This is a genomic window from Robertmurraya beringensis, from assembly GCF_042433785.1.
Classification (GTDB): Bacteria; Bacillota; Bacilli; order Bacillales; family Cytobacillaceae; genus Robertmurraya_A; species Robertmurraya_A beringensis.
Map to the genome: position 1 here is coordinate 43,592 of NZ_JBHLUU010000028.1, position 21,492 is coordinate 65,083.

Here is a 21,492-nt window from a genome sequence, read left to right on the forward strand (position 1 = left end):
AAAAACCACCAAGTAGCCGTATTAAAATACAATACGCTAACTCAGTGGTTATTTTATTCTCTCTATTTACTTTTTCTTCCGTTTACGAGGCTTGCCCTTCTTCCTCAATCGCCAAGCCATAATATCATTTTGGTCAACCGTGATTTGCATCCCAAACTTTAAATCATAAACGATTCGGCCGTCAGGATACACCGTCCCTTTCTCAACAATTCTGCTGAAAATATCTGCCCGGAATACAATCCTCTCTTTTTCAGGTTTAAAATCCTGAATTCCTTTCAATTCTTCAAGAAGCCAATCAAGGTCTTTTTCTGCCTCAAGGCACTGTTGTTCTCTATCTTCAAAGTCATAGACTTGAGTTTGTAGTTCCACAATTTGATCTGTTATTGCTTTTATTTTGTTTGGGTCGCCCCCATGCCGCTCTCCTTCATCCACTTCATCATAAAGCTGTTGGTAAAGTTGCTGCATATCATCCTTGACCTGTTCTATCCTATTTCGTTCGTTTTTATCAGGAACAGTATTTCTAAATGCTTGTTTTATTTTATCCTTATAGCCTTCTGTCATTTTCATTTCCTGCAATAATGCCATGAACCTATGTTCAATCGACTCTTCCCTAAACCCACGGACATCACAGGTTACTTCCGTGTACTTTTTCTCTGCCGTTCTGCACCGCCAATAATGAGAGCCATCGCTCGAGCATCTTATATGAATTATAGGAGCACCACACTCGGAACAAGTAAAAGTATTGAAAAACTCCTGTCGTGTATGAGGCTTCATTGATTTTCCTTTTTTATTACTTCGATTATTCATGATAAGCTGAGCCGCTTCCCAATCCTCCCGGCTCACAATCGCTGGGTGGTGATTTTGAGTTATATATTGCGGAAGCTCTCCATTATTTTTTAGATTTTTTCCGGTTAAGGTGTCCTCTACGTAAAACCGCTGAAATACTAAATCACCTACATAAATTGGATTAGTGATCATGCAATCAATGCTGCGATGGTGCCACTTGTTTTTTCCTCTGGCTGTTACAATACCATCTTCAGATAATTCCTTTGCAATTTGATTAGTGCTTTTGCCAGTCAAAAACTCCTTGTAAATTCGGCGTATAACATCCCCTTGTTTTGGATGGATTAGCCAGTTCCCATCTTCATCGTACTCATATCCGTAGCGTTCGTATTTGGTATTGAACTTCCCTCGCTCAGCCAATCTACGTTTTCCCCAAGCAACGCTTTCTGCTAAGTTTCTGCTTTCCTCTTGAGCCAGTCCACTATAAATCGTAAGCATCACTTCGCCATCTTCATCAAGGGTTCGTATGTCCTCCTTTTGAAAGACCACTTCCACTGGTGGCTTTAGTGCTTTTAGCATTCTAACCGTCTCAAGAACGTCAACGGTATTTCTACCAAATCTTGAAATCGACTTTGTAATAATGCGGTCTATTTTCCCCTTTTTACAATCATCAATAAGCCGTTGGAATTCCTTTCTATGTTCTGTATTCGTGCCAGATACACCTTTATCAGCGTACACTTTGACTAGACTCTGGTTGGAATCCTTTAAAATATGATAGGTGTAGTAGGCAATTTGTGTTTCCAAGCTTCCCAACTGATGAGCTATCTCCGTACTAATTCTTGCATAAGCGGCAGTCCTGATTTTGGGTTGATTCGGTTTCTGTTTTTCTAAATGTTTTACGGGGTAAAACTCTATCTCCTTTTTTACGTTTTGATAAAATCGCAAAGGATCCTTTTCAATAACTTGTTCGTTCAATGTAGATGCCCCCTTATCTGTTTGTTCGGGAACTTCAGGAGTCTTTGAAGGAGTGGATTGTTCATCATGTTCTCCCTTAATTTCTTGAGGCATCGGAGGAACAACGCAATTTCCTATCTGCGTTTCCTCCTGATCTAGCCAGCGAATAATGTAGGCATCCTGAGAAAATATCTTGATGCTTATAATCCAGGCACGCATATAGTCAATCGTTACTTCATTTAAAAACTGTTCCACACTCGTGACATTCTCCATCCATTGAATGGCCTGATTGCGGTAATTCCGATCTGCTTCTATCTTCGTAGCCCACTCCTCAAACACCTGAAGTTCTTCCTCTATCTCTTCTCTTTTTCGGATCGGCAGATTAATTGATTCATTGAATTGATATTCTTTTGCCATTTCTAACTCTAAGAAGAATAGAAGTCGTTGATATTCAAAGTGATCATTTTTATTCATATGTTTAATATCGTGAAACATCATTTTTATAACCTTTGAATCAGTAAAGTCATACCGTTCTTGAAAAGCTGCAAGCATCATCTCTAGTAGCTTTGTTTCAGCCATATCTTCAGACGGGCATAAAATTTCGCTTGCTATTTTCTTTCTACAAGCCCATTTGGCGGTTGTATGTTTATGATAGATATTATTGCAAAGCCCACAAATAACCCTTTTTGACATTGCTTTTTCTTTCGTCTTTTTCTTTTTAGTTTGCGGCTTGTTTTTGACCTTTCTTTTTTCCAATATGGATTGAGCCTGTTGGAAAGTTTCTCTGCTGATAATGGCGGGATGGCTATTTTCAATTAAATATTGTTTCTCCATTCCATTATTTTTCCTATAAACATCGTGTATAAAATCACTGACTGTTTCACGGGTTAACTTGTCTCCAGTGTAATTGTGATTAGTAAGGATCCGATGGACTTTTGTATCCGTCCATATATCACTTCCTCTTGCCGTCTTTATTCCTCGTTCAATCAATAATCGAGCGATTTGCCGTTTAGATATACCGCTATTAAAAAGTTCATAGATTTCACTAACAATAACAGCTTCTCTTTCATTTATCGTTAACACCGAGCCGTTTGTATTTTTATGAAGGGTGTATCCAAACTGTGGCTGAAATAGAGGAATTCCTTTTTCAAATCTTTTCTCAAATCCCCACTTTGTAATTTCTGAAATGGTCCTACTTTCTTCTTGAGCAATTGCTGCTAAGGCTGTCAGAAAGAATTTATTCTTCAATTCCAAGGTGTTTATTTTCTCGCGTTCAAAATATATTGCTATGCCCAACTCTTTGAGCTGATCCACTATTTCAAGCAAGTCTTTTGAATTCCTAGAAAAACGTGAGATGCTCTTTGTTAGAATCAACGCCGTGGAGCTGGATGGATAAAAATACGCAAAATATAGATTAAAATATCCGAGTTTCTTCTATATAATAGACGGTTAATCTCACTCATCTTTCTTTCAAATTCCTCAGTTCATTTTTATTGCGAATTTCACCCCATAAAACGCAAAAAAAATGGCCCACCTCCATGCCTGGAGATGAGCCTGATTGATCATTTTTTTACTTTTTCTTTTGTCGCCCTAGTTCATAGCATTCTTTACAACCTCTTGGTTTGTTCGTTTTACTACCCTTTCTACTATAAACAGAAGCCGGCCATTCATGCCCTTTATCACAAATCCACCAAACCTTCTTACTAGAACCAGCTGTAATATCATAAGGTGTAAGAGCTCCATTTTTGGTTGGATGCCATTGAGCAGCAAGCTTAGGATTAACCGTCGCTAAACAATTATCTTTCCCAACCTTTTTTCCTACACAGTATGGACAGCCTTCCCCCCTATTCCGATGATTCGGAGCTGCCTCATAAGAATGTCCCTTGGAGCATTTCCACCAGAATTTCTTATTAGAGTTGGGGAGAATATCAAAGGGAGTAAGGTTTTCATTCTTATCATAATCCCATTCTTTTGCTAGCTCTTTTTTCACTGTACCTAGCGATGTTTCAATTGTAGCTATTTGTCCATCACAGACCGGACAACCATGTCCCTTTTTTCGAGTAGAAGGTGCTGACTCCCAACTATGTCCCTTATCACAAGTCCACCATAGTTTGAAACTAGAACCGTAAGTAAAGTGTTCTGGTCCAAACGGAAAGTTCCTTTCTAGATCGAATTCCTTTGTTAACAAACTACTATTTTCTTTTATATTATTTCTCTGTTCTATAGGAGGTACTTGACTAAGGATTTCAAATCTTTGTTCTTCAATATGGATATCTTTTAAAGCTTCTATTCTATGTTTTTCTTCTGCAGAAATATTTACATTTTCGGTTATGTATTGCAAAGAAGCCATGATTGCTTCCTTGAGCTGATTTCTATTTTTATTTGAAAACGAAATATTAGTAACACCTTGCAGCGGAACTTCAGATAATCCTTGTTCACGCATTCTAACAAGAAAATTACAGAACTTAATAAGCTGCCTGCTTTTTTCGGTATCAATTGAAAGTCTGTCCCGATGATGAAACTCACTATCGTATTCCAATATTATTTTGTACTTTGGTACATATATATCAACTTTGAAACTTTTGTCTTCCACTTCTATAACGTGATTTAATTTAACCTCTTTAAATACTCTTTTATAAAAATAACCAAATGCTAACTCTTCAAAAGATACATTATACTTTTCTTTACATTTTGGACAAGCTGTTTTTTGACTAGTCCGATGGTTAGGTGCAGTTTGCCATTCATGATTACACTCTTTACAAACCCACCAAACTTTTTTATCTGAATAAGCATGTATCTTATCAGGTTTCAATTCCCCATTTTTTGTTGGATGCCACTCTTCAAGAACCTTGGGATTCATAGTTGCTAATGAATTTTCCTCTGTTACAACTTTACCTGCACACTTCGGACAACCGTTTCCATATTTTCTATTTGAGATAGTAGATGACCATGTATAACTACATTTAGAGCACATCCAATAAACCTTTCTAGAAGAGCCTGCTGTTACATCATCTGGCTTTAAAGACCCGTTCTTGTCAGGGTGCCATTCTGAAGCCAGTTTAGGGTGTGTCTTGGTTAATGGTTCTTGTAATCTACCAAAACATATAGGGCACCCGGTTCCTCGATTCCTTGAATTTATTCTAGCTTCCCATTCATGCCCTTTCTCACAAACCCACCATGCAAAATTATTAGTACCAGCAGCAACATCATCAGGTGTGATAGAGCCGTTCTTTGAGGGATGCCATTCTGAAGCTAACTTTGGATTCTTTTGTGAAAGAGGGATAAATTTTTTAGGCATTTTGGAACTCCTAACCAATAACTTTATTTTTTGCAAAAAGTACTATTCCGTTATATTTTACCATTTTAGATGCATACAAGTATCAAGTAATATTTAAATCGACAGTTCACTCCTAAAACAAAAAAATTGCCCATCCCCCAGAATGGAGATGAGCTTTTTGGTAGATTAATAGATTGCTAAATTATTTTTCCTTTACCCGGTACACATACTCCCTGATATTCTTCCGCTTCCCCTGTACTTTGAAGCGCTCAAACGTACCTTTTTTAAACAAAGGCATAACCACTCGATCGACAAGGGTTGTTTTCCCCATTTGTTTCCTTTCCAGCATAAATGCTAACATCTCTTTCACCGTCCTAGGTTCATGACAGTACTCGAGAAGTGCTGCTACTTCTGGCCCTCTCAAAAATGCTTCATGTTTTGCTTTTACCTTCGCCCACCGCTCCCTTTCACATTGTTCCTGAAAAGTGGAATACACCTCGTCAGTCGTCCATTCCAATCCAAAGCGCAAATGATACACAACGCTGCCATCTTTATATACTGCCGCATGTTTCAAAACATCTGTGTAGATTTCACTTGGGAAGGCTTTTGATTCACTTTTTATATAAGCTTTCAAGTTTTTCATAAAACGCTTGAGTGCCTTTCGTTCCTCTTCCGCTTTCTCCTTCCGATCTCGAAAAGCAGCCAGCCTCTCATACATGGAACATAGTTTTTCGGTCAATTGGTCAACTCGTTCTGTATCTCTCCCCTGACCATGAAGGCTTTCGTCGACCACCTCGTAAAGTTCTTGATTTAATAGTTTCACTTCCCATTCTAACTGTTCTTCCTCAATTTTCTCTTCAAGAGATAAGTCCATCTGTTCAATCGCCAGCTCGGCCTTCTGATAGAATGTAGAATCCTCATAAATATTGATTAACATATGTCGAAAGTGTTGTTCATAGTATTCCTGTTTAAAAGCCATTGAATCACAAGGATGATGAACATGGTAGTGTGGATAGCCTGCTCGATAACAGACCCAATAATGTGAATAATAGTCACCATCTTTTTTCGGCCTTTTATTCACATAATGGACCACTTGTTTGGAACATTCCCCACAAATCATCTTTTCTATGAAGGTTTCATTTTTATTTTCATTGATTTCTGGTAAGGGAGCTGAACGTTTCTTCTTTACCTCTTCCGCTCGCTCATCTAGTATCTTCTGTACTTCCTCCCATTTTTTCTTTGGTATGATCGGTTCGTGATGCCCCTCTATATAATACTGAGGTTCTTGACCTTCATTAGGAACGTTTCTCTTTCGGCCATTTTGCACCGCTATCGTTTGTTGGAATAAAATATCGCCTTTATAAACCACATTTCTTAAGATGTTTGTAACCGTTCTGGCTCCCCAGGTTAAATTACCAGTTGGGCTCGGAATCTTTTTTTCACTTAAATCAACTGCGATTTGAGCTACAGTGACTCCCTTTCGTACTTCTCTAAAGATGCGCCGGACCACGCTCGCTTCTTCTTTCACTACATGCCAACGGTAGTTATCATCAATGGTATAACCATAGTTCGGTCTTTTTCGATGGATAATGCCCCGCTTGGCCATGCTCCGAATTCCCCAAGCCATGGATCTACCCATACCGATACTTTCCTCTTGTGCAATGCTTCCGAAAATAGATAACATAAGGTCTGCTTGAGGGTCCGAAGTCCATATATTTTCACGTTCAAAGTAAATGTAGGTTGGATTTGGAAGCTGACGAAGATATATCGTGATTTCCAGTGTGTCTTGGATATCTCGGCTTAGTCTGGAAACGGACTTGACCAAGATGACATCAATCCGCCCCCGTTCACACTCTCGAATGAGCCGATTCAATTCATCTCGATTTTTCATGGAACGCCCCGATATTCCTTCGTCTGCATAGATGCCTGCAAATTGATAGTTCTGGTTTTTCAAAATCAAATAAGTATAGTATGCTACCTGTGTTTTCAGGCTTGATTGCTGCTCTAAACGGTCCGTTGAAACACGGCAATAAGCAGCTGTTCGCAGGGCGGTTTTAGTACTTAAATGGGATGAAGGCTGTTTATTCACCCCCTCCATCGATGCTTCAATCGTCTGCAAAATCGCTTTACTGTTGTTTGGTTCAATCTTCTGTACTTCTCTTTTAGGAATGGATGATTTCTTATTTTCCTTTTCCTTTATCATCAAATCGCCTTTGTCATTTAGTATTTTCAATTCAGAAGTCACCTCCTTTGTTGTTTGGCTTTCTTCAGTCGGTGATGAGTCTATATTCTTTATTAATGGTGTTCCAATGGTCGTCACCGTTCCATCCAACCATTTCACCTCATAATCTCGTTCAGTAGTTACCGATGTGCTTAAAACCCATGCCCTGAAATGTTCTAGAGTGGCCTGTTCGTAAAAAGTCTCCATTTCCTGAATGGAATCCAACCATTGAATGGTACTGGTCCGGTAAGGTCGTCCTTCTTCTACGCTTTCAATATGTTCTTCAAATGCACGATACGCTTCTTCTTTTTCCTTCAGCTCTTCATCGGTATCCGTAGTTCGAGCCATCTCCATTTCCGTCAGCCACTTTAACCGGTGGAATTCGAAATGGTCTTGTTGATTGGCAACGGTCAGTATTTTCTTCAAAGTATCGATTTGAACATTTTCATCTTCTAAGAACTTTTTCTCAAAAGCCTCTAGCATCATGGTTCGTATTTGATGTTCTTGTAATTCTGGTCCCTCACAAACGCCAGCTTTTCTTGCATTACACCGCCAGATATTACCGGTCTTCCTTTTATGGACTCTTATGAGTTTCCCACAATGCTGGCAGATGATTTGTTTCTGAAAAGCATGTGGTTCTGTGGGAGTGGATCGCTTACGTGGAGATTTATGGTCCAAACTAAACTTTTCCTGAGCCCGATCAAAAACATCAATACTGATAATGGCTGGATGGGTATTTTCAATCAAAATGGGCTCATCCTTGTTAATCGTTTTTTGCTTGGTAAACAAATCAATAGAATGAAGTCTGGCCACCTTATTACCGGTATAGGTAGGATTCTGTAACATATATTTAATATTTTTTGTCCCCCATATTTTCCCGCCCTTCATGGTTGGAATCTCCAGACGTATAAGTTCTCTCATGATGTCTGGGATGGACCAATCTTGTAAATACCAATCGTATATCAAACGAACTACCCTTGCTTGTTCCTCGTTGATTTCAAGGGTGGGCTGTCCATCTTTTGTGATTTTTCTATAGCCGTAGGTCGCTACAAACTTCGGCTTTCCTTTTTGCAAACTTTTTTCATAGCCCCATTTGGTAGAGGCAGAGATCGTTTCAATTTCTTCTTGTGCAAGTGCCGCATACGTACTTAATAAAAATTGATTATATTCAACCGAGGTATCTACCTTCTGCTCTTCAAAGTACACGCCGACTCCCTTCGCTTTTAGCTCTTCTACAATCGTGATAAGATGCTCCGCATTCCGAGTGAAGCGAGACACATTTTTGGTCAAAATAAAATCGACACGTCCTTCATGGCAATGGCGGATAAGACGTTGTAACCCTTTCTGTTTGGTGGCATTCCTGCCACTCGTGCCGTTATCAAAGTACACACCAACGAATTTCCAGTTTGGTTTACTTCGAATGAGATGTGTATAATGTTGCACTTGGTTTTCTAGAGAATGCAGTTGCTTTTCTATATCCGTACTCACCCGACAATAGGCTGCCACCTTCACTTCATGGTTGCCGATTAACGGACTTTCTTCTCTTGCCTTAACTGGATCCCACAATGTTCGGACCCACATGCCTTTTTGAATTTCATCCAATACAAAAACCCCTTTCCCATAAGTGATAATGGTTCGTGTCCATCTATCACTCACATCCCGAGAACATTCAAGTTCTTTTTCCGGGTGGAAAGAGGTTTATGTTTATTCAATTAGATTTAGCTTATTTTTTCTTAGGAGTCTTACGTTCTCTTACACAGAGGGCCCGTTTCACCCCGCATTTAAATTGAAATTCAACTATTCGTTCCTTATAAATAATGCCCCGTTCGATTGTCTTTTTGAAAAGCGTTACATCAAAGTCCTCTAGTTTCTCAGTTTCTTCTAATAAGACTAGGAGCGATTGGAATTGCTTTTCTAAATAAAGTTGCTCTTGCATGTTTTCCTCTAGGCTGTCCCGCTCCTGTTGGAGAATTTCTTGTTCGTAGATGAGATGTCTTAAGGTCGCATCGTAAATGGCATCGCTGGTGGCTGACTCTCTTGCAGCCAATTCACTAATGCGGTCGGTTATTGCTTCAATTTGCGTGTTCAACTCCTCCAGCCGTTGTTGTTCCGGTGGAGAGAGGGATGCTTTTGCAATGGCTTGTTTCGCTTCTTCTATTACTTCATCGAGGTTTTCTTTCATTTCCCTCATAATTTTCATAAAGGCATTTTCAAGGTCTGTCTCATGAACATAGCTTGTTTTACAATCTTTATAGTCTGGATCTCGTCCTGCGGTCACTCGGCATTGCCATGCAGAAATGTAATACTTCTCCCCCTTCCTGCTTGAAGTCATCCGTCTTCGTATCACCGGCCTTCCACATTCTCCGCAATAGTACTGATTGGAAAATGGGCTGTGTCCACTAAAGTGCTGCCGGTATTTGTTATCCGGGTCCCGCATCATCAAACTTCGCCTTTTCATTTCTTGTTGAACCGCTTCAAAGGTTTCTTCGCTGATAATGGCTGGGTGGGTATTCTTCACAAAATATTGTGGCTGAATATCTCTGTTGCGAACGCGTTTATGCGATAAAAACGCCGTGAGGCTGAATGGATAAAAATACGCAAAATATAGATTAGAATATCCGAGTTTCTACTATATAAATAAGCTAACTTTTATAATGCAAAGAGCCCACCACCATAGTGATGAGCTATACTATCCCTTATCTATTAATCTCTTTCCAAATCAAATTCGGTATTGTTTATTAGTCTTTCATTTTCAATTTTATAAGTCCTTTTTATTTCTTGAATTCCATCTAACTCATCCAGTATCTCGTCAAATAAATATTTAAGGAAGTCCAATCCTTTTTCAACTACACCTAGGTTTTGATTTAATTTATCTAATATCAGCTCTCTTTTTTCACGAACCCGCTCATCCGCCAATTCTAGAATTCTTTCTGTATCTTCTGGCTCACCCGTATTCAACCCAAGAGAAACATCACTATAGTGTTCATAATTAGAATCCCATTCTTTCATTTCGTTAAATTCACCTATTTCATTCAAATGAAATTTTAGAATAGATACTGTTTTTTCAAGGGCCTTTAATCGGCTTGGGATGTATGTATTGTTTATTTCTTCATCAAACTTGTATAGCAATTCATCAAAAAGATACTCAACGTCACTGTATAGTTCTATAAAACTATTCCAGTCAGAAATGGGGATATCACCATTTGAAAAATCTATACCATAGTAACTACCTCTATACCCAAAGTCATATTCTGTTATTAGGTTTTCCTCAATTGAGGTGATTATCCTATTACATTCGTTAATAGTTTGTTCTAGAAAAGCTTTGCTTAGTTCGTAATATGAGTCGATGCTATAATAAATAGATTCCTTTTTTATAAGCTCAAACATCTTCTTCTTTATTTCGTTTACAGAGGCTTGGTCATAAATAATTGTTCCCATTTCATAATTTGACTTACTTCCATTAGAAAAGTTTGCCGAACCGATGTATGCAATATTATCTGTAAGAAATATTTTACTGTGGTTATCAAAATTAAAATAGGTTTCAATGCCACCTGCAATATAATCATCTAGTAACCTACAATAACTTTTAATGCTTTTAAAAACGTTTTCCTGCTGCTTATCATTTTTATAATCCCAGCGACCAGGAATATTAGTTATTACGGTAATTTTAATATCGGGGTTCCCTTTCTTAATCTTTTTTAATAGTTTCAGAAGTTCAGGTTTATAAACTGCAGAAAGATTATATGTAACTATGCCTATGAAATCAGTATTGTCAAAGTCATCGACTACTTCCTGAAACCCATATTCGTCAAACGATAACAAAAGCTTACTGCTATTTGAAATTGCTAATTCTTCTTTCAAAATGACACATCCTATCCAAGTTATCTTTACTATTATTCTATGAAGAAAACTCCTTTAATACACCCCTATGAGTTAATCTCTTTTAATAAATTATACTCTATTAGTAACATCTTAATGACTATCTCTTGTTTATTGTATCCCTTTTACATTATGTGCCACGTTCTCTTATTTATAATCTACTTAAACGCAAAAAAACGGCCCATCCCTTAATGGAGATGAGCCTGTTTCGTTTTCTTCAATTTATTTTATTTTTTCGCAACTTTTAAATTTGGGCCTGAACCACAGTGTACTTTCAGCCCACCATTGATGGAAAGGATGAAAATTAGAGTTATGTATATGTAAAGTCTGATCAAATAAATGAAGTTCTTTAACAGGTGACCCCTCATCAAAACAACTCTTCCGTAGTTGCAATGCATCAAAGTCTTCACTAAGTTTTTCAAAATCTATAAATGTATTATCACCTAAGAAATTTGGTCGGCCATAATTTGATAACAACGTATCTATATCTTTTTCTGTTTCCACAACAAATACCTCAGCTTCCTCCGGCTCTAATTTGTACCACTCTCCATCGTCCATCGGATAATCTTTTGAAAAATACGATCCCACTTTTTTATTAATGAAAGTTGAGGTCCAGAATCCATATTTAGGTTTTGCCTTGTTTTCTTGGTTTTGTACTGGTTTAATTTGGGACAAGTCCAAAGTGCCATTTCTTGCAACATGTAGTTGTGATTCTAATTTTATTTTCATTAAATACTTCCTCCGAATGCTGATTTTCCAACACAATTATATCACACAGCATCTGCATATAATTTAACGCAAAAAATGGCCCACCTCAACAATCGGAGATGAGCCAGTTAATCTATTACTCTATTAAGTTATTAACTCCGCAAAACCAGTATCTTCGATAACCTGATAATGAAACACTTCTCTGGTTCCACCCTTTTCCGGTGCTTTGAATCTTTCCATTTTCCCTTCCTTCATCAGGGGTCTCAAAATAACTTGGAAGATGTGTGAATCAGAAATTACCATCCTTTCATTCATAAAACTTACAATCTCTTTTAGATCCTTTGGCTCCTCACAAAATACTAGCAGCTCCTTAACCTCAGGCCCTTTGAGTAACGCCTCATGTTTTTCCTTCGTTTTCTGCTTCTTTTGCTGCCTTTTTAACTCTACATAATCAGCATAGGTTTCTGGCATTTCTTGTTCCAGTTCAAATATAAGATGGTAGGTGACCTTTCCATCTTTACACACTTCTGCTCGACTAATAAATTCTTGAAACAAGCCGTCAGGAAATTCCTCACTTGCTCCTTCCACATACTTTTTCACCTTTTTCATGATTTCCTTAAACAGTTTTCTTTCATGTTCCACACGTCTTTCTCGTTCACTAAAATGTTTCAGTTGGTCATGCAACTCCACCAATTCTTCTGTCAGTTTATCCACCAGCTGAGTGTTTTGGCCGTTTTCATGGATGCCCTCTTCTACAGCTTTATACAAGGCTTGGTTTTGCGTTTCCACTTTGTCCTGCAAATCTATTTTTTCTTGCTTTTCTTCCTCTGTTAATTCCAATCTATTAATCCAATGCAAGACGTCATTTTTAAAATTAGGGTCCGCATGAATTTGGTTTAAAAAGTGGATAAAGTTCCACTCTAAATAATCCTGGCGAATACGCCTTGTATCGCATCGTTCAGTTCTATATCTCTGATCATGGCGACAGCACACCCAGAAGTGCGTTTCAAATGGCTTTTTCCATCGTCTCTCTACATGTCGTCTATGCCCCATCAAATATCCACATTCACCACAATACAGTTTTTCAATAAACGCTTCATTTTTCATTTCATCTTTTTCATACTTCCGATGCCCATCTTTGATAAATCCTTTTTTCCGTTCTTCTAAAATATCTTGAACCCGGTCCCAGTCCTTTGGTTTAATGATCGGCTCATGATGATTTTCAATATAATACTGTGGTTCCTCACCTTGATTACGGATGACCTTAGATTGCAGTGTATCAACGGTCACGTGTTTTTGAAATAAATAATCCCCCCTATACACTTCATTGGTTAACATCGCCATCACTGATTTAGGATTCCAATAGTCTTTTCCTGTTGCTGTTTTAATCCCATCACTGGCTAAGTCTTCACAAATTTTATTTACTGTCTTACCTTTTATCACTTCCCTAAAAATACGTTTGATGATTTTGGCTTGCTCTGGCTGGATATGCCAGCGATAATCTTCGTCTACCCAATATCCATACGTAGCCTTTTTCCATCGGATAATTCCTCGTTTGGCCTGACTCCGATGTCCCCAAGCAATGCTTCTTCCAACATTCATGACTTCTTCTTGGGCGATTGCACCGTAGATGGACATCATCAACTCTGATTGGGGATCTGACGTCCAGATATTCTCCTTCTCAAAATAAATATATACTGGGGTTGGTAATTGCTTAAGATGACGTGCGATAGATAAGGTATCTAATGCATTCCGGCTGAAGCGAGAAATGGACTTGGTGATGATGACGTTTACAAGTCCTCGTTCACAATCCTTCAAGAGTTGGTTTAATTGATCTCGCTTTTCCAAGGAGCGTCCTGTGATTCCTTCATCTGCATAGATACCCGCAAATTCATAGGATGGGTCTTTCAGAATGAGATACGTATAGTATGCTACCTGTGTTTTCATGCTTGTTTTCTGCTCTAAGCGGTCGGTTGAAACCCTGCAGTATGCAGCTGTCTTAAGTGTATTTTTACTTTTTTGCAAATGATCTGGCTTTTCATTTCCTATCCGTGCGTTCTCAATCGTTTCAAGAATAGCCTTCCCTTCACCTGGTTCTATCTTTTGTACTTCTCGCTCAACCGTAGTATTCACTTCTTTTTCCCTCTTCTCTTTTAAAGCCCCATGTTCATCGAGAAGGGTCAGTTCTTGATTCACCTCCTTCTTGGGGCTCTCTTTTTTCTTTGGTTTTTCTTCTTGAGATGAATGAATGGATTTGCTTTCAGATAATTGACCAACCATCAAGCTTGTCCCATCAAACCATTCAACTTGGTAGTTTTTTTCATTTTCTATCGTGATTTGATGAATCCATGCACGTAGGTATTCCGTCGTTACGTTTTGATGAAACTCTTCCATTGATTGTAGTTTTTCTAGCCATTCCAATGTCTTTACACGAAAAGGACGATCATCCTCTATTTGAGCAACCTGTTTTTCAAACGCTTGATATTCTTTTTCTAATGCATGTATCTTTTCTGGATCCTCATTACTTTCCTTTGCTATCTCCAATTCCGTTAACCATTTCAACCGATGAAATTCAAAATGGTCCTGCTGATTGGTCGCTTTAAGTTCTTTCTGCAACTGGGCAAGACTATCCGATTGATTCGATTCATATTTTAAGCTCATCGCTTGTAATGCCATTTGTTTTAACTGCTCTTCATTAATGTTCGGAGCATCGCATGTTTTGGCATTACTCGAAGCACACTTCCAGTAGTCAATTCTAGGACTAGGAAAAAATTTATATCGATATCCACAGGCATGGCAAATGAGCTTTTGGGAGAATGCCGGTCGATTTCTCTTGGTTGGTATTCCTGTATTTCTTTTGTTGCTTTCTATACGCCTCTGCACTTCATCAAAAACTTCCCGACTGATGATTGGAGGGTGGGTGTTTTCTATCTCAATCTCCTCTCGATCGTGATATGTCATTTTGTGAGTGAAAAGATCTCTGGTCGCAGTTCTTGCCATCATATTTCCCGTGTATGTGTAAGTCATTAGCATTTTTTTGATATTGGAAGCCAACCATCTATCTTTTCCGTTAGCTGTTTTAATCCCTTGTCTGTATAATTCTCTTGTAATTTCAGCCCTAGACCACCCTTGTAGAAACCAATCAAAAATGTTGCGAACAACCGCCGCTTCTTGTTCATTAATCTCAAGTGTATTTCCTGACTCCCCTCGAACTAGGTTATAGCCATATAGTCTTGAGAATTTAGCTTCACCTTTTTGAAACTTCTTCTCGTAACCCCATTTTGTAGATGTAGATAGGTTCTCGATTTCTTCTTGGGCAAGGGCTGCATAGGTGGTGAGTAAAAATTGATTAAACGTAATAGATGTATCAATTTGTTCCTTTTCAAAGTAGATCCCCACATTTTTAGCTTTAAGATCCTCTACTATTCCCATCAAATGTTCTGCATTTCTCGTTAGGCGAGAAACATCTTTTGTAAGAATATAATCGACTCTACCTTCGTCGCAATGGCGAAGCAATCGCTGTAGTCCTCGTTGCTTTTTCGCATTACTTCCGCTGGTGCCACTATCAAAATACACACCTACAAACTTCCAGTTTGGTTTGCTTCTAATTAAGTGAGTATAGTGATGTACCTGATTCTCCAGTGAGCGAATCTGATTCTCAAAGTCGGTACTCACTCGACAATAAGCTGCGACTTTAACTTGCTTCTTTCCACTGAGTGGGCTTTCCTCTCTTTCCTTGACTGGATCCCATAAGGTACGGACCCACATACCTTTTTGAAATTCATTCATAATAAAAACCTCTTTCCCGTAAGTGATAATGGTTCGTGTCCATCTATCACTCACATCCCGAGAACTTTCAAGTTCTTTTTCCGGGTGGAAAGAGGTTTATGCTTATTCGATTAAACTGTGCTTATTTCTTCCTAGGCGTCTTTCGTTCCCTTGCGCAAATGGTCCGTTTTACGCCGCATTTAAATTGAAATTCAACCACTCGCTCTTTGTAAATAATGCCTCGCTCAACTGTATTTTTGAAAAGCTTCACATCAAAATCCTCTAGTTTCTCAGTTTCTTCTAATAAGACTAGGAGTGATTGGAATTGCTTTTCTAAATAAAGTTGCTCTTGCATGTTGTCCTCCAAGCTATCCCGCTCCTGTTGGAGTATTTCTTGTTCGTAAATCAAGTGCCTCAATGTTGCGTCGTAGATGGCATCGTTTGTCGTAGATTCCTTTGCAGCCAAGTCACTGATGCGATCAGTTATGGCTTCAATTTGTGCATTTAGCTCCTCCAACCGCTGTTGTTCCGGTGGTGAGAGGGATGCCTTTTTAATGGCTTGTTTAGCTTCTTGCTTAACTTCATCAAGGTTTTCTTTCATTTCCCTCATAATTTTCATAAAGGCATTTTCTAAATCCGTCTCTTGGACATAGCTCGTTTTACAGTCTTTATAGTCTGGATCTCTTCCTGCGGTCACTCTGCATTGCCAACCAGAAATGTAATACTTCTCTCCTTTCCTACTTGAGGTCATTCTTCTTCGTATGACCGGCCTTCCACATTCGCCACAAAAGAACTCATTGGAAAATGGGCTAACTCCACTGTAGTGCTGCCGATACTGTTTATCAGGGTCCCGCATCATCAAACTTCGCCTTTTCATTTCCTGTTGGGCTGCTTCAAATGTTTCCTCGCTGATAATGGCTGGGTGGGTGTTCTTCACAAAATATTGCGGTTGAATATCTGTGTTGCGTACCCTTTTATGCGATAAAAAATCGAGCGTGACGGTCTTCTGAGCTAAACAATGTCCTTGGTACTTCTCTTGTCTCAAGATTTTATAGACCGAATCTCCTGTCCACGTTTTATTTCCCTTTCCCGTCTTTAACCCGTCTCTCATTAAATCTCTAGCAATGCTTGGACATCCTTTTCCCTCTAAAAACTCTCGGAAAATTCTCCTAACCACCTTTGCCTGTTCTTCGATGATGATTATTTCTCCATCTTCAGTTGTGTCATAACCTAGGAAAAACGTGGTTGGCATATGAACTATTCCTTGTTGGAATCTCTTCTGCACTCCCCACTTCGTGCCCCATGATACGAGTTAGATAAAAAACTATATATAGAATCTTATCTAATTCAAAAACGCAAAATATAGATAAAAACCGGCAATTTTTATCTAACCATAGTAACTATTCAGCACTTTTAAAGAGTATGGCTGTTAGATAAATGAAATTGGACAAAATAAAAAAGCCCACCACCTTAAATAGTGATAATCGGGATTTACCACTGCTATTTGCCTTTACTTAAAGCCATTGCCTTCGGAAATATCCGTTCCATTTAATAAAGCTCTTGATACATTAAAAAATATTGGTTTCCATTATTATTTTTGCCCTTTTTGCATACAATATTAATGTATCAGGATCTAAATCATTTTAAGGCTTGATTTTCCGTTTTAGATTCTGTACAATTTAATTAGGATAAAAACTCGGGAGAGTCCCTGCCAGATAGTGGGAAGCTTTAAACTCAGGAGAGTCCCTGCCGAATAGTGGGAAACTTTAAACTCGGGAGAGTCCCTGCCAGATAGTGGGAAACTTTAAACTCAGAAGAGAGTGAGCGAGAAATCCTCACTCTTTTTCTTTGTAGTAATGGGGAAGAAAATACATATGAATAATTATAAAATATATAGCGTCTCCGATAGATACATCACTTATTTAAGAAAACAGGTTCCAGGCGTGTATTCGAACAAAGTGGATATTCGGACACATACAAGAAAATATATAGGTGTTGTCTATTCCATTAACGGATACAATTATTATATCCCATTATCCTCTCCAAAAAACACTGATTATAAGATTATTGGTGGGAAAAAGGTTATACGTAAAAGCATTGTTCCCATAATGAGAATCACAGAAAAAAATTCTGATGGAGTAATTGAATTAAAAGGAACCCTTCGAATTAGTCATATGATACCAGTACCAAGTACTGAATTAACATTATATGATTTAAATAATGAGGCTGACCTAGAATATAAAGATTTAGTACAAAAGGAAATTATATTCATCAGAAAAAACAAAAACAAAATAAAGAATAATGTTGAATTGATTTATAAGCAAAAAATCAACAACGATGAAACTGCTAACTACGTAAAAACTGCTTTAGATTATAAGCTACTAGAAGAAGTATGCGACCAATTCAATAAAGTATTCATTACAAATTAAAATTAGTAAATAAAGAAAACCCACCAAGTAGCCATCTAAAACCTAGACGCCAACTCGGTGGGTTATTTGTGTTCCGTTATTTTCTTTTCTTCCGCTTTCTTTTCACTTTCAGTTTGTAGGAGTACTTTTCTTCCAGGTATGCTTCCCATTCCACCCCAAACTTTAATTGATATACAATTCGGCCATCAGAATGAATCACTCCACTTTCAACAATCCGTTCAAACAAGTCAGTCCTGAAAGGAATACGTTGTTTTAGAGGATTGAAATCATCTATTCCATTTAGTTCATTCACCAACCACTCAAATTCTGTTTTATATTTTGCAGCCAGTTCCTGCCGTTCTTCATAAGCATCAAGCTGTTTTTTCAATTTAACAATCTCATTCGTCAGGGCTTCGACCCTCTTGGTATCTTGCCCCGCTTGATTAAGTTCTTCATCCACCGCCTCATATAACTCTTGATTGAGTTGTTCCATTGTAGCTTCTATCTCTTTAACTTCAACGAGTTCTTCTATTGTAAGAGTAGTCTTCTCAATAACCGCTCTTACCTTTCGTTCTAGAAGGTCATTGGTTTTCATGGCCAACAAAGCGCTCATAAAATTATGTTCTATATACTCTTCTCGAAAGCTGGGAGATGAACAAGTGGAAGAGTTGTTTTTTCCTGCAGCCACAAGACATCTCCAGTAATGCCTTGCTTTTTTCTTTAAATCTCGCCGATCATAATGCATACGGTGACTCACCGCTCCTCCACACTCACCACATTGAAAAATCTGATGAAAGTTTTGTGGCCTGCTTATCTCTCCGCTTTTGATCGTAAATGTAATTTGCTTTGATTCCCTAATTTTTTGAACAGCCTCCCACTCTTCCGGTTGTATAATCGCTGGATGGTGATCCTCAATAAAATATTGAGGCAGTTCTCCTTGATTAATCACCTGCTTCCTCGTAAATGGATCCTTCACGTAGGTCTGTTGGTACAGGATGCAACCTTTGTAGACTGGTGAAGCTAACATTTTTCCCACCGTATTTGGGTGCCAATATTTATTTCCATTGGCCGTTTCAATACCATCCTCGCTTAGCTCTCTAGCAATACGTCCGATGCTTTTTCCTGCTGTATAAGATTCGTATATGCGTTTCACCACTGCCGCTTGTTTGGGTTCGATGCACCAATTCTTATGTTCATCAGGAGTATAGCCATACGGAAATCGACTTGGCCTTACTATCCCTATTTCGGCTAACTTCTGTTTACCCCATTGACTACTAGTTCCCACGTTGACCGCTTCTTCTTGAGCCATACTGCTAAGAACCGTTAACATTAAATCACTATCTTTATCGGCTGTATGAATATTTTCGCGTTCAAAATGCACGTAAACTGGTGGATTGAGCGACTTCAACATCCTCACATAATACAAAGCGTCGACCGTATTCCTCGCAAATCTTGATATGGACTTGGTCAAAATTTGATCAACTTTTCCTTGCTTACACTTTTGCATCAAACGATTAAATTCTGTTCGATTTTTAGATTGTATTCCTGATAATCCTTTGTCCGCAAAAATACCGGCAAAGCTCATCTTTGGATTCTTCAAAATCAAATAAGTATAATACGCGACTTGTGATTCCAGACTGATTTGTTGGGCATCCTGTTCTGTTGAGACCCTGCAATAACTAGCCGTTCTGAGCGTTTGTTGTTTCGTTTGCGTTTGAAGTGACTGTTCAACCTTCCACATATTCTTTTCTTCTTTTTTAATTTGCTTTGTTAAACTAACAGGCGATGTTGAATTCGCATCTCTTTTAATGGGCGCAACAAGCACATCACCTTCCCCCTTCCCTTCATATTCAATGTCTTGTGGTATAGATTTTTCTTTTCTCTTTTGATTCCTCAAGGTTTTAGGTGGTTCCGGCATAGGACCTTCACCAACCTTAGTTTCTTCTTGGTCAAACCAATGAACAATAAACGTATCATTTGAATATATGGTCATGTTCACGACCCATGCCCGAAAATAATCAATGGTGGCTTTCTCGAAAAATTCTTCTAGTGATTGAAGGCTTTCCATCCACGAGAGGGATTTTTCACGATAAGGTCTATCTTCTTCTATTTTTTTGACGTATCTCTCAAAGTGAAAAAACTCTTCTTCTAGCTGATGTTTTTTAGCTGTAATAACATCCATTTCCTCTTTTGATGCTATTTTCTCTTCTTCTTTAACAAGGCGAATGTCGCTAAAATATAGTAATCGTCGATGTTCGAAGTAATCGTGTTCATGAAGACGCTTCATCGGATCAAAAATATCCCTTAGGGCTAAAGAATCGCTGTTAAATCGTTCTCGAAAAGCTGTTTTCATCATGCCAAGAATCTCTGACTCATACATTTTAATAGAATCACAAATCCCACTTTTACTCCCCCTGCACCGCCAACAAGGTGTCGCATAGTCGGTTAAGAACTGATAATTACATCCGCATATTCCACACATAACTCGTCCTGATAACGACCGGAAATCCGCTTTTTTATTTTTCTTTTTACGCTCTGCTGGTTTAAACCGTTTTTGCACTTCCTCAAACATGGCTGAATCAATAATAGCTGGATGGCTATTTTCAATGTAGTAGCTCGGTACATCCGTCGGTTTCCCATTCTCCAAAAGGGAATTTGTTTGAAAGTAGGCATATCGATTTCCGGTATAGGCCACATTGGTGAGTATCTTTTTAACAACTGACCCATCCCAAATCGTGCCTCCTTTAGAGGTTTGAATCCCTTCTTGCATCAAATAACGTGCAATTTCATTAAGTGCAGCTCCTCCAAGAAATAATTCATAGATCTTCTTTACAATCTTTGCTTCTTCTTCATCAACGCTGATATAAGTCTTTTTTTGATGATAGGTAACACGATATCCAAGAATTCTTTCAAACTTCGGTGAGCCTCTTAATGCTTTTTTCTCATACCCCCAACTAACATTATGCGAGAGCGTTTCCACCTCATTTTGAGCAAGAGCAGCATAGGTCGCTAGTAAAAACTCATTAAATTCCTTGGAGGTATCGAGATTTTCCTTTTGAAAATACAAACCTACTTTCAGTTCATTTAACTCCCGCACCAATTCCATAAGTTCTTTCACATTTCTTGAAAACCTAGAAATGCTTTTTGCAACAATATAATCAATTTTCCCTTCTCTACAATGCCTCAATAATCTAGTAAGCCCTAACCTATTTTTCATTTTGGTGCCAGAGACACCTTCATCGTAATAAATGGAGACTAATTTATACTGAGGGCTTGTTTGGACAAATCGGGTAAAATAATCAATTTGATTTTCCAAAGACTGCATTTGTGAACTAATCTTTTTGCTTGTTCTAGCGTAAGCAGCCACTCGGATAATCCTTTGTTCCGATTCTATTAAGCTAGACTTTTCCTGAGATAACGGTTTCCACAGAACCTCGTTCCACTCATAATCTTTTAGAATGTCCTTCGACAAACACAAAAACCCCTTCCCTTTT

Annotated in this window: 10 protein-coding genes and 1 pseudogene; 1 reads left to right on the forward strand and 10 read right to left on the reverse strand. The window is 38.4% G+C overall.

What is annotated here, in order from left to right; all coding sequences use genetic code 11:
* Positions 1–66: 66 nt before the first annotated feature.
* From ACFFHF_RS10000 to ACFFHF_RS10040, 9 genes and pseudogenes are all read right to left on the reverse strand, one after another.
* Entirely contained in the window at positions 67–3,111 is a 3,045-nt protein-coding gene (locus ACFFHF_RS10000) for a recombinase family protein (protein WP_377058000.1), read from the reverse strand.
* Between the two features lie 196 nt (positions 3,112–3,307).
* Positions 3,308–5,035 (reverse strand): zinc-ribbon domain-containing protein, encoded by a 1,728-nt coding sequence (locus tag ACFFHF_RS10005; RefSeq protein WP_377058002.1) that lies wholly within the window; start codon positions 5,033–5,035, stop codon positions 3,308–3,310.
* A 181-nt stretch (positions 5,036–5,216) separates the two neighbouring features.
* On the reverse strand, positions 5,217–8,837 hold the full coding sequence (locus ACFFHF_RS10010) for a recombinase family protein (RefSeq protein ID WP_377058004.1): 3,621 nt from the start codon (positions 8,835–8,837) through the stop codon (positions 5,217–5,219).
* Between the two features lie 121 nt (positions 8,838–8,958).
* Positions 8,959–9,693, reverse strand: a complete 735-nt coding sequence (locus tag ACFFHF_RS10015) for a recombinase zinc beta ribbon domain-containing protein (RefSeq protein WP_377058050.1) — start codon at positions 9,691–9,693, stop codon at positions 8,959–8,961.
* Positions 9,694–9,783, reverse strand: a pseudogene (locus ACFFHF_RS10020) (recombinase family protein); the annotation flags it as partial.
* Positions 9,784–9,938: 155 nt separating this feature from the next.
* Positions 9,939–11,096: a phospholipase D-like domain-containing protein gene (locus ACFFHF_RS10025; protein WP_377058006.1), complete on the reverse strand. Its 1,158-nt coding sequence runs from the start codon at positions 11,094–11,096 to the stop codon at positions 9,939–9,941.
* A 240-nt stretch (positions 11,097–11,336) separates the two neighbouring features.
* Positions 11,337–11,843 (reverse strand): hypothetical protein, encoded by a 507-nt coding sequence (locus ACFFHF_RS10030; RefSeq protein ID WP_377058007.1) that lies wholly within the window; start codon positions 11,841–11,843, stop codon positions 11,337–11,339.
* Between the two features lie 123 nt (positions 11,844–11,966).
* The gene (locus ACFFHF_RS10035) at positions 11,967–15,611 is read right to left on the reverse strand and encodes a recombinase family protein (protein WP_377058008.1); all 3,645 of its coding nucleotides are present in this window, start codon (positions 15,609–15,611) and stop codon (positions 11,967–11,969) included.
* A gap of 121 nt (positions 15,612–15,732) precedes the next feature.
* On the reverse strand, positions 15,733–16,842 hold the full coding sequence (locus ACFFHF_RS10040; RefSeq protein WP_377058010.1) for a recombinase family protein: 1,110 nt from the start codon (positions 16,840–16,842) through the stop codon (positions 15,733–15,735).
* Positions 16,843–17,464: 622 nt separating this feature from the next.
* Here ACFFHF_RS10040 and ACFFHF_RS10045 point away from each other — a divergent pair.
* A complete protein-coding gene (locus ACFFHF_RS10045; protein WP_377058012.1) occupies positions 17,465–18,019 on the forward strand; it encodes a type III toxin-antitoxin system ToxN/AbiQ family toxin in 555 nt (184 codons plus the stop codon).
* 76 nt (positions 18,020–18,095) lie between these two features.
* Here the strand turns inward: ACFFHF_RS10045 and ACFFHF_RS10050 are convergent, their stop codons facing one another.
* Positions 18,096–21,470, reverse strand: coding sequence for a recombinase family protein (locus ACFFHF_RS10050; RefSeq protein WP_377058014.1), 3,375 nt, complete (start codon positions 21,468–21,470; stop codon positions 18,096–18,098).
* Positions 21,471–21,492 lie beyond the last annotated feature (22 nt).

Excerpts from the sequence above, each read along its gene's own strand:
- ACFFHF_RS10030 (WP_377058007.1), bottom strand. The coding sequence starts at position 11,843 with ATGAAAATAAAATTAGAATCACAACTACATGTTGCAAGAAATGGCACT.
- ACFFHF_RS10045 (WP_377058012.1), top strand. The coding sequence starts at position 17,465 with ATGAATAATTATAAAATATATAGCGTCTCCGATAGATACATCACTTAT.
- ACFFHF_RS10005 (WP_377058002.1), bottom strand. The coding sequence starts at position 5,035 with ATGCCTAAAAAATTTATCCCTCTTTCACAAAAGAATCCAAAGTTAGCT.
- ACFFHF_RS10035 (WP_377058008.1), bottom strand. The coding sequence starts at position 15,611 with ATGAATGAATTTCAAAAAGGTATGTGGGTCCGTACCTTATGGGATCCA.
- ACFFHF_RS10015 (WP_377058050.1), bottom strand. The coding sequence starts at position 9,693 with ATGAAAAGGCGAAGTTTGATGATGCGGGACCCGGATAACAAATACCGG.
- ACFFHF_RS10040 (WP_377058010.1), bottom strand. The coding sequence starts at position 16,842 with ATGCCAACCACGTTTTTCCTAGGTTATGACACAACTGAAGATGGAGAA.